This is a genomic window from Synechococcus lacustris str. Tous, assembly GCF_003011125.1.
Taxonomy (GTDB): Bacteria; Cyanobacteriota; Cyanobacteriia; order PCC-6307; family Cyanobiaceae; genus Synechococcus_D; species Synechococcus_D lacustris.
In genome coordinates, this window is the sequence record NZ_PXVC01000064.1 from 1 (window position 1) to 11,512 (window position 11,512).

The 11,512-nt window shown below is 45.2% G+C and carries 7 protein-coding genes; 6 read left to right on the forward strand and 1 reads right to left on the reverse strand.

Annotated features, from left to right (window positions below):
• The 5 genes from C7K08_RS10645 to C7K08_RS10665 all read left to right on the forward strand — a co-directional run.
• On the forward strand, nt 1–578 hold a 578-nt coding region (locus C7K08_RS10645), incomplete at its 5' end, for a restriction endonuclease subunit S (RefSeq protein WP_106500597.1).
• 14 nt (nt 579–592) lie between these two features.
• The gene (locus C7K08_RS10650) at nt 593–1,894 is read left to right on the forward strand and encodes a restriction endonuclease subunit S (protein ID WP_133165226.1); all 1,302 of its coding nucleotides are present in this window, start codon (nt 593–595) and stop codon (nt 1,892–1,894) included.
• Complete coding sequence (locus C7K08_RS10655; RefSeq protein ID WP_193464832.1) at nt 1,894–5,010, forward strand: type I restriction endonuclease subunit R; 3,117 nt, start codon at nt 1,894–1,896, stop codon at nt 5,008–5,010. Before C7K08_RS10650 ends, C7K08_RS10655 begins: the two co-directional genes overlap by 1 nt.
• Nucleotides 5,010–5,936, forward strand: coding sequence for a restriction endonuclease (locus tag C7K08_RS10660; RefSeq protein WP_106500600.1), 927 nt, complete (start codon nt 5,010–5,012; stop codon nt 5,934–5,936). Before C7K08_RS10655 ends, C7K08_RS10660 begins: the two co-directional genes overlap by 1 nt.
• Nucleotide 5,937: 1 nt before the next feature.
• The gene (locus C7K08_RS10665) at nt 5,938–6,444 is read left to right on the forward strand and encodes a hypothetical protein (RefSeq protein WP_106500601.1); all 507 of its coding nucleotides are present in this window, start codon (nt 5,938–5,940) and stop codon (nt 6,442–6,444) included.
• Here C7K08_RS10665 and C7K08_RS10670 read toward each other — a convergent pair whose 3' ends face one another.
• Nucleotides 6,445–6,774 carry a helix-turn-helix domain-containing protein gene (locus tag C7K08_RS10670; RefSeq protein ID WP_133165227.1) on the reverse strand — a complete coding sequence of 110 codons (330 nt, stop codon included), beginning with the start codon at nt 6,772–6,774 and terminating at the stop codon, nt 6,445–6,447.
• Nucleotides 6,775–8,643: 1,869 nt separating this feature from the next.
• Between C7K08_RS10670 and C7K08_RS10690 the strand changes: the two genes are divergently transcribed.
• Nucleotides 8,644–11,512 (forward strand): lectin-like protein (locus C7K08_RS10690; RefSeq protein ID WP_161955889.1); only part of this gene is annotated, 2,869 nt, incomplete at its 3' end.

The window sequence follows — 11,512 nt, forward strand, 5'->3', positions numbered from 1 at the left end:
ATTCGGAACTGGGTGAGATTCCGAGTGGGTGGGAAGTTCATCTTCTYGGCGAAGTTATTGAACTTGCGTATGGGAAACCTCTCAAGGAAGAGCAAAGAAATGGAGGTTCCTGCCCTGTATTTGGATCCAATGGAGTGGTCGGCAGTCACGACGAATATCTTGTAGAAGCGCCAGGAATAGTGGTTGGAAGAAAGGGCAATCCTGGAACCGTGGAATGGTCAGAAAAGAACTTCTACCCAATAGATACGACGTTCTTTGTCATTAACAAGAAGGGAGGTCTTGGGATGCGATTTTTATTTTACTGCTTGAAGAACCAGAATCTTTCCGACTTGTCTGCTGACTCTGCTGTTCCAGGATTGAACAGAAATCACGCCTATATGAATAACCAGTTACTGCCGCCAGTAGAAGTTGCTTCTGCTTTTGAATGCCACCTGGAAGTCATATTCAGGCGAAGGGCGTTTCTTGCTGAAGAGATCAGCACTCTTGGCGCAACAAGAGATGCTCTCCTCCCAAAACTCATCTCAGGTGAAATCCGAATCCCTGATGCCGAGAAGATGCTTGAGGAGGTTGGGATGTGAATGGATGTCTAACCGTGGGTGATATCGCAACTCTCACTAGGGGGAAGACATATAAGGGAATGCTTGTGGGAAAACCTGGCGTTGCCCTGCTAGGTCTCGGGTCAATAGTTCCAGGAGGAGGATTTAAGGCAAGCGGATACAAGACTTACGGTGGCGACTGCCCCGAAGACCTTACTTTGTATCCAGGCGATATTTACGTTTCTCTAAAGGGCGCCACAAAGGATGGCGAGATGATTGGATCGGTCGCCAGGGTTCCGCCAGAGGTGCTGAAGGGTCGCCTCACTCAAGACACTGTATGTCTCCGATTCAAAAAACCAGATACAGAACTCAGAGATTTTGTCTATTGGGTTTTGAGAACTCCTCAATATCGGCAGTATTGCGCCAACAGAGCAACAGGCAGTGCTGTTGTAGGGATGAGCAGAGATGACTTTCTCTCATTCACCCTCCCCTCAATGAGTGATGGGAATATTGTCGCTACACGTATTCTTGAGTCAATAGAGGCAAAAATCAAACTAAATCGCAAGACCAACGAAACCTTGGAGGCGATGGCAAAGGCGCTCTTCAAGTCGTGGTTTGTAGATTTYGATCCAGTCAGAGCAAAAGCAGAAGGTCGCCCAACTGGATTGCCAGCAGAGATAAGTGATCTATTCCCAGATTCATTTGAGGATTCGGAACTGGGTGAGATTCCGAGTGGGTGGGAAGTGAAATCAGCGGGCACGCAATATGACGTTTCGATAGGCAAGACGCCTCCAAGGAAGGAATCACAGTGGTTCTCGACAAGTCACGCCGATATGCCTTGGTTGTCAATCCGAGACCTGGGAGAGGTAGGGGTATATGCCGATAAAACTTCTGAGCGCCTTACAAGAGAGGCAGTAGATAGGTTCAACGTCAAAATAGTGCCAGCGAACACTGTTGTCTTGAGTTTCAAACTCACAATAGGCAGGGTTGCGATCACTGGAGGCGAAATGCTTACTAATGAAGCGATTGCTCATTTTTCGCCGCTGGTGAAAGGCGCTGGGTCTGAATATACCTACTGCCTCCTGTCTCAATACGATTACCATTCGCTCGGCAGCACATCTTCTATTGCTACGGCGGTCAACTCGCAAATACTCAGAGAAATGCCGCTTGTGGTGCCACCCGAGATATCCGCTCGGGCATTCTGCGATGCTACTGCGTCAATCTTCTCATCTATAAAGTGTGGTCAACAGGAAACTCGTTGCTTATCAGATCTTCGTGACGCCCTCCTACCCAAACTCATTTCAGGTGAAATCCGAATACCTGATGCCGAGAAGATACTTGAGGAGGTTGGCGTCTGATGGCACTCATCACAGAAGACCATCTGGAGCAGCAGTGCCTTGAGTGGTTCAAGGAACTGGGATACGCCTATGCCTTTGCTCCAGATCTCGCACCYGAYGGCACCTCACCTGAACGCACYGAYTTCAGACAGGTCATCCTCACGGGGCGTTTGCGYTCAGCACTCCAACGCCTGAACCCTGAAGTTCCAGCGAGCACCATCGAGTCAGCGGTGCTCCAACTGGCAAATCCCAACGTKCCTGGTCTGCTGGCATCCAACCGYMASTTYCACCGTTGGATGACTCAGGGWTTRCCCATCACCTATATGGATGGSAAYCAGCAGGTTGGTATTCGYCTCAAGGTSATCGGRTTTGASRAYCCMKCWWCMAACGACTGGTTAGTTGTTAATCAATTAGCGATTCAGGGCACTAAACACAACCGCCGCCCYGATGTGGTGGTCTAYRTCAACGGTCTACCGYTGGCGGTGATCGAAYTRAARAACCCTGCTGATGAAAAGGCAGATATCTGGGCAGGGTTCAACCAATTACAAACCTATAAAACAGATATTCCAGATCTWTTTACGYCAAATGTGTTGCTGGTGATCAGTGATGGCACCCAGGCACGGTTGGGTTCATTAAGTGCTGATCAGGAACGCTTCCAGCGSTGGCGCACTATCGATGGMGAGAACAACCTCGATCCGCTTGGTGCTCATCGTGATCTGGARACMCTGGTGCGRGGMATATTTGATAAGRRGCGRTTGCTGGAATTTRTTCGCTCCTTCTGTCTCTTTGAAGAAGATAGGCAAATCWCAAAAAAGATCGCTGCTTATCACCAATTCCACGCTGTTAAAGCAGCAGTKGAGCGWGTGGTRGAAGCAAGCAGACCWGGTGGCGATAAAAAAGGTGGAGTTGTTTGGCACACCCAAGGGGCAGGTAAAAGCATCGAAATGGCGTGTTTAGCAGGCAAGTTGCTCACCGATCCACGCTTAGAAAATCCCACCTTGGTGATGGTTACTGATCGCCAAGATCTTGATGGGCAACTGTTTGGTGTATTTGCGGGAGCAGGTGATCTGCTGGGTGAATCCCCTAAACAAGCAGATTCTCGCTTGGAACTCAGGGAACTGCTTAGCAACMGMCCCAGTGGCGGMATCATCTTTACCACCATTCAAAAGTTCGCTACTGAAGATGGGGAAGAAAAGTTTCCTGCTTTAACTGAGCGCAGAAACGTTGTAGTGATCTGCGATGAGGCGCACCGCACTCAATACGGATTTAAAGGGCGTCTAGATACGAAAACTGGTGAGATCAAATATGGATTAGCAAAGGCACTCAGAGATGCCTTACCAGAAGCAACCTTTATTGCCTTCACAGGAACACCAATCTCGCAAGATGATCGTGATACCCAAGCAGTATTTGGGCACTACGTTTCTATCTACGACATCAAACAAGCAGTAGAAGATGGTGCCACAGTGCCGATCTACTACGAATCACGCCTAGCAAAACTGGCGCTCAAGGAACCACTACTGCCTCAGGTGGATGAGCAGGTGGATGATCTTTTTTCAGATGAAGATGATATTCCTGCTGCTGAGCGGGCAAAGAGCAGGTGGGCAGCACTGGAAGCATTAGTGGGCGCTGAACCACGCCTCAAACAAGTAGCAGCAGATTTGGTTGCCCACTTTGAGCAACGCTCTCGCACACAACCAGGCAAGGCGATGGTGGTGGCAATGAGTAGGGATATCTGCGCTCGCCTCTATGAAGAAATTATTATTCTGCGCCCTGACTGGCAAAATAAYGARCATATGGAAGGTGCCATTAAAGTAGTGATGACGGCATCAGCATCAGATGAGCAATATCTACAACCGCACCACACAACCAAGCAACAAAAAAAGGATTTAGAGAAGCGATTTAAAGATCCTGCTGATCCGCTCAAGATCGTRATCGTGCGTGATATGTGGTTAACAGGATTTGATGCTCCTTGTYTRGCAACGATGTATGTAGATAAACCRATGAAGGGRGCAAAYYTRGCGCAGGCRATYGCCCGAGTTAATAGRGTTTTTAAAGATAAACCAGGCGGTTTRGTTGTTGATTACATCGGCATTGCTCCTCAACTAAAAGAAGCACTGGCRACATACACCGCTGCTAAAGGCAAAGGTAAACCAACACTTGATACAAGTGAAGCACTGAGGATTTTCAAAGAACAACTTCARGTTGCTCGTGACTTGCTTTTYCCAATTGATTGGAGTGGATTTAAAGATCCAAAAACAGCAATGGCACTAATGCCTAATTGCCTCGAACACATTCTGGCGATGCCCGATGGCAAGAAGCGATATTGCGACACCGTGCTGAAAATGACAAAAGCATTTGCTTTATGTGGCACCACAGATGAAGCAATGGCACTTACTGATGAAGTGGCATTCATACAGGCGATAAGAGCGCCACTAATGAARGGAGAAGGTAGTGGTGGAGATGGTGGYGCTCCAAAGAATGTTGATTTTGAATTGCGGCAACTGCTTTCKGATTCGTTAGTAGCAGATGGAATCACTGATGTATTTAAAGTTGCTGGTCTTTCAAGACCAGATATTAGTATTTTATCTGATTCATTTTTAGAAGAAGTAAGTAAGATTCCACAAAAAAACCTGGCAGTTGAATTGCTCCARCGGTTGCTAAAAGATGAAGTTCAWTCACGWTTYAAAASAAATATYGTAMARCAGAAAAGATTTAGTGAACTMYTACAAGCATCTCTYAACAAATATACAAATCGAGCAATTGAAGCAGCGCAAGTTATTGAAGAACTAATAGCGATGGCAAAGCAGTTTCGGGAGGAAGCGGAAAAGGTMGCAGCRATGGGGTTATCAACTGCTGAAATTGCTTTTTATGATGCGTTGGCAAAYAACCAATCAGCACARGATTTAATGGGTGATGAGGTTTTAAAAGAGATGGCAAGAGAATTAGCAAATAAACTWCGGGGYAATCTMAGTATTGAYTGGCAATAYAAAGAAAATGTTCGGGCACGACTGCGAACAATGATAAAAGCATTACTAAAACGCTATAAGTATCCACCAGATCAGGAAGYAAATGCGATTGATTTGGTGCTCCAGCAGACCGAAATGATCTCTGAAGAGTGGTCTAAAGATGGTCAATAATGAATAGCGTTCCCCCCTACCACGTATTGATGCTGCCTCTACTCAAGGTAATGAGTGAAGGCAAAGAGATGACAACAAATCAAACAAAGGATGCCGTTGCAAAATATTTGGGTCTTACAGAGGAAGCATTAGTTGAGCGATTAGAAAGTGGCACACAAACTACCTTTGACAATCGAATGGGTTGGGCAAGAACATATCTTTTCAAGGCAGGTTTACTGGATCGACCAAGAAGAGCAATTTATGTAATTAGTGACAATGGGAAGAAACTTCTTCTCAATCCCCCTACGGCAATTGATGCTGATTATCTAAGGTCATACGATCGCTTCAATGACTTTTTCCCTGCTAATGCTGCCAGGTCTGAAAAAGCGCAACTTGTTGTGCAGAATGACTCAGATGATGAACTTACCCCTGAAGAGCAAATAGAAAAAGGGGTAATAAGAATCCAGCATGAACTTAGAGGCGAAGTATTAGATCGAGTAAAGCAACTACCGCCTGAAGGGTTTGAGCAATTAGTGCTGCGTTTGTTGGTTGGCATGGGATATGGAGGATCGATGGCAGATGTTCAGGGTGTTGCCCGTGGTGCTGATGGTGGTGTTGATGGTGTTGTGAACCAGGATCACCTGGGGTTGGATCGTATCTATATTCAGGCAAAGAGATGGGAAGGGTCTGTCGGAAGACCAGTAATTCAGGGATTTGTTGGTGCTCTGGCAGGAGTTGGTGCATCAAAGGGCGTCATCATGACCACCTCAACATTTGCCCAACCAGCACAGGAATATGTAAGAACTTTGACGGATAGAAGAATTGTTCTTGTCGATGGTCAAAGGATGTCTGATTTGATGCTTAAGCATGGCATTGGCGTCTCTACCAAGCAGACATTTACAATTCAAAAAATGGATGAAGATTTCTTCCTGGAGTTCGAAGTATAGGATGCCAAAAGAAAAGGTCATCAAAGAGAAAAGCACCCGTGGYAATGCCAGTCAATTCTTCATCGCAGGAGAACTTTGCAGAAGAGGATATTCAGCAGTTGTAACTTTGGGGAATACACCTAACACAGATATACTTTGCAGCAATATTGACGGAACAAGATTTGTTCATATTCAGGTGAAAACCTTCATTCCAGGCAATAGAACTTGTAGTGTCGGAAAGAAAGCAGAAAAATCATATGGAGATAATTTCTTCTGGATCTTAGGTGGCATTCCTCAACCAAATTCTGAGATGGCATTTCAATATTTCGTCATTCCATCATTAGTAATGTCAAAAAATATCAAAGAGTCGCACAATCAGTGGTTAGAAACTCCAGGAATGAATGGCAGGCAGCACGAGGAGAGTTCAAYACGAACAATAACTCTTCMWCCCCGTAAGTGTTTCAATGGTTGGAATGTARAAGAGTATGAAAATCGGTGGGATTTAATTGAAGAAAAACTCAGGGTTTGATTATCMTTCAACAACCTCTAACAAATCCTCAATACCACAATCAAGCGCAGTTACTAATTTAGATGCGAGATCAAGAGATAATGCTGCTGCTGCCTTTTGATCRTCTCTTGCTAAACGGGTRATGGTGGTTGCTGCTACTCCTGCTGCTACGGCAAGAGAATTCATCGTGAGTGCTTTTTCACCTGATTCAGCACGGCGCAGATTTGCTTTTGCAAGCGCCTTGGCAAGGGTAATTCGSACKCGCTTTGCCACTGAAATACCAAAYGMATAAACAAAGGATATAGCATCAGGYACTATAAGACCAGTATAGATAGCAGAAGCGGTTTTCACGGGATAAGCAGTTCATCGCGTCTTATTCCCAGCGYCTTATGCTATAATACGAGTGTCTTAAGCAACCCATAGAGGTTCAAAGCAATGCCAACYGATTTTTCYCAACTTGATCTTTCAACGATTCTTGCCTGCAAGGGCGTGATCGTTACTGCTTTGCRRAATCAGTGCTGCCAGTGGGAGCAGGAATCAACTGATGCTGCTGCTAATGGATGCCTCAGTAATGCCCTCACCCTTGAGCATTGGGCATTTGCTGCTGATTTGCTTTCAACCACCATCAGCATTGAGTTGTCTGGTCTTTTCTCTAGGGCACTCAACGACTGCTCTAACGATCTGTCCACCACCTCCCACCGCTCAGTTGCAGATCAAGTGCTGAATGCCTTTTCAATTGAGGTGGCAGCAGCACAAGAAGAACCAGCATTGCAACCAGTTTGCTRATAAAGCAGYGCATTATGCAGTATTCTGCTTWTYATRTGCTATGATTTRAGTGTTGRAAGGGGCAAGAGGTTCATTAGAAACCCGCCCCTTCTCAACCCCATTTCACCTTGAAACCCATAGAGGTTCTGATGACCCTTTCATTGCCCCAACTRCTGCTGCCACACTTTGWGCATTCACAGAAGCASTAATGGCATCTGAGCAYCCTGATGCRGCAAAGCAATACGGCATYCGTTTAACSGATGAAGTAATGGAGATGGTGTCTGAGATACAGCAGTTTCGKCAGCGCACCAACCAAGCAACCACCCTTGCCGCAATTGTKGAAACTGCCATTCAGTGCCACTWCAACCGCCTAGTGCAGGAAGGAGCACTCAAGAAACCACCAGAAACMTCTRATGACACCACCRATTGATCCTGCTGATCTTGCCCTGCTGCTAAAAACCCTGCCGAAAGAACRCCCWGATYCWTTTCCGCATCTGGCAGATCTCAATGCCACSCAACTGCTWACAAGGCGMATCTGGATCACAGGTCAACTAAAGGYATTGGATGAGGAGAGGCAAGTTATTGACTCTGAAATCCAGGCGCTCTTTGGTGATGCTGAATTGCGTTTTGGTGTTGTTGCACCTGGTGGATGGGTAATCAAACAACGCASMAGAACCAGTTGGGAATAMTCCCCTGAGGTAAGGGAATTAATACGCGGCATTCAAATCCAGGCRCAACAAGATGGAGAAGCAGAAGCRAAAAGCAGYACCTAMCTATGCCAGATCAYMAGYRYYTAAAGAGWTAAAACCAGTATCTTATGCTATAATARCAGCAGYAATCCAAAGAGATTCAGTTTCATGGCAYCCACAACAGCAATCAARTTTGCGTTAAGACCAACKGCWGAAACSYTGGCGGATCTATCAMGMCCWATTGATYCMMGSCATCTCAAGACCAGAAARCAAGGAACAGCAACTCTTACCTAYTGCCCTTGGAACACCATTGCKMGGCACYTKCATCACAGGGCACCTGGTTGGTGYTGGGAGGTTCAATCGGTTCAGGAGGTCGGTGGTGCTGTTGTCGTAACAGGGCGTTTGACCATCCCCACTGCTGATGGTGATTTGCTTCATTACTCRGCAGTGGCATCAGAACCRYTGGAATCAACATCAAAAGCACCTGCTGCTGAAGTTGCTGCTAGTTGCTGCCTCAGAAGGGCAGCAGCAYTGGCGGGTCTGGGGTTGGAGTTATGGGGGTGAAAGGCAGTAATGGATTAAGAAAAATACCTAGTGCGCTGCAATAAAACGCTGAAACCCGTTGCTCTAACAAGTTAATGCAATATCTGCATAAACTTGACAAAATGCTTAAAAACGAATAGAATATAAAGAGATGCAGATACCAAAGGCGATCTGCCTCCTGGTACGCGCTGCTTCTCTGCCGTTTCTTGAGGGTTTGGGTTTTATGGCAACACCTGAGATCAAACCGATCAAGCAGTTTGCTAAAGCAGGCGATAACTATGCCGGTAGAGGAAGCAGTGATGGTACGTACATCTATGTACCATCTGTAACTGCTGGGATTGCAACTTTAAGTAAATATGATTTAAAAGGAACACTTATATGGGAAAAGGTTTTGAGTCAAGGAGGAAGTGGAGCAACAAGTGTCATTGCTCCAGATGGAAGCATTCTTGTTGCAAGTAGTTCAGGTGGTGCAAGTGGAAAGAGTTCAGCACTTGCGAAATTTAATTCGCTAGGAGAAAAGTTATGGGAAATTACCAATGCGTATCCAGAATTTGGCGCTATCGCGATTAGAGAAAATACAATTTATGTTGGTGGTGGAACAACAACCGGTTTTAACAGTGCTAAAACTGCATTTATAAATGCCTACACGCTCGATACAGGTAAATTAGTTTGGAATAAAACATATCCAAATACTGGCGCATCGGGAATTGGAGACATAAGGATTGATGGAGATCAAATCTATGTAAGTGCAGGACCATACGGTAAACAAGACTTTGATTATGCTATGGCAGGGCGTCTTGATTTAGATGGAAATATTATTTGGTGGAAAAACGGACCGTCTAGTGATTGGAATAATCTTGGATCGATCAAAATTATCGGCAATTCAGTAATTGGAACAGGATACAAGGCAGACGGGGGAGATAGAATGGACGCACGAATAATGTCATTTAATATTTCAGATGGCACTATTCAATGGGATAAATCATGGGGAGACAGCAATGCGCAAGGCGGCAATTCAATTGAAAGTTTAAATGGGAAACTTTACGTTAGTTACTCCGATGGAGTTGGTTGGAATACAGGATCAAATAATACAGGTTTTACAGTAGTAGATGAATTAGATACTTCCGGTAACCTTTTGAAGTCTTATAAGTTCGACGTGCCCTCCTCTTATGATGGAGCAGGAAGTCTTGTTAAGGTTGGAGAATCATTATACCTTCTTGGGCAGACCAATGGAACTATTACTGGGCAATCAAGTGGTGGTGGTTACGATATATTTTTAGCATCATTAATAGAAGCAGATACCAAGAAACCAACAATCCGCGGCAACTCCTTATACACAATCGTCGATGGTCCGTCTTGGACGCAGGCAGAAGCGAACTCGGTAAAACTGGGTGGGCATTTGGTGGCAGTCAATTCAGAAGAAGAGCAAAAGTGGATTCTCAATAGATTTAACCCAACAGGACCAGGTATATGGATTGGTTTTTCCGATCAAAAGCAAGAAGGAAAATGGGAATGGTCATCTGACGAAAAGTCATCATACTCAAACTGGGGTTATCCAAATGAAGGTATAGGCGCGAGATATGAACCCAATGGTGGAACAAGCGAAAACTACGCTCACATTTGGGGAAGCAATAACTGGCATTCACACGAGCAAGGAACCTGGAATGATCTACCAAATCTGTCTTCAGAAAATTACTATCACACTCTTAAGGGTCTCGCAGAAACCCCCTTCATCCGTCGTGGAGATTCTGCTTATGTAATCGTTCAAGGTCCCACATGGGAAGAAGCAGAGGCAAATGCCGTCAAACTCGGTGGGCACTTGGTGACGATTAATGATGCAGCTGAGAATCAATGGATATCTGATACATTCCGAGATCGACTTGCGCTTCCAGATAGCAATTGGAACAATGGTCTTCGAGCAGGTTCATGGATTGGTCTGAACGACAAGGAAGTTGATGGAGTACCAAAATGGGCGGACGGTACTGAAGTTACATATACAAATTTCCTTAGAGAAATTCATGTCAAAGGATTAGCAGGCAGCAAGGATGGATGGCTGACTGTAATGCTTGATCCATCAGGAGTGGTTCAATCATATGCAGGGTTAAATTCTTGGTCTGACGTTCCAGTACAGGAGAGAAACGATTACTGGTTGTATAAAACAGGCATCGCAGAAATAAAACTCGCACCCAACAATACCCCCACTGGAACTCCAACGGTTGCAGGAACATTTAAAGTTGGATCTACACTCACAATAGATGCAACAGCAATCAAAGATAGCGATAACTTCACAGGTTATTCACCAACATTTAATTACAACTGGGAAACATCAACTGATGGCACTACCTGGTCTAAACTCAGCACAACAGACGGGGCAGATAATAACAATACTTATATTCTTACAGCATCAGAAGTCGGCAAGAAGATAAGAGGTGTTGTAAGTTATTTGGATGGTTATGGCACTAATGAAGTAGTTAATAGTGCTGCGTCAGCACCCATCACCTCAGGTGCTCCTCCTGTTCAATCCCTCACCCTCAACCCACCAAGCAAAACTGCTATTCGTTCAGGTATCAGCACCACCTCCGCAATTTCTTACACCGTCTCAACAGGCGAAATAAATCTCACAGGTGTCGGTGCATCTCTTTACTTTGATTCCACCCAACTAAGCGTTTCTATTGCTGGTGATCCATTCAAAACTGGTCTGCTGGGTAATGCCATCACTGCTGATACCTCCAATGCTGATGGTGACCCCAAGACCGATAAGGTTCTATCTCTTTCCTATCTAGATTTTGGGGGCAACTTCCCAGGAAGTGGCATCACCCTGCCTTTAGTGCTTGCCAATCTAAATCTGGTACCCACTACTACCTTCTCAGGAAGCACATTACATCTCAAAGGTGATCCAGCAACTGGATACACCGCAACAGGTGCTGATTTATCCATTGCCCATAATGGCGCACCAGTTGTAGATGGTTCAATACCAGCACTTAGCACTAATCGTTATACACCTTTTTCTTATACTCTTAAATCAGATCTTTTTAGTGATCCTGATTCCAGTATTACACTCTCTGCAACAACCAATACAGGTGATACTCTGC

Bases quoted from the DNA above. Each gene is read 5' to 3' on its own strand.
- C7K08_RS10660 (WP_106500600.1), top strand. From the start codon at position 5,010: ATGAATAGCGTTCCCCCCTACCACGTATTGATGCTGCCTCTACTCAAG.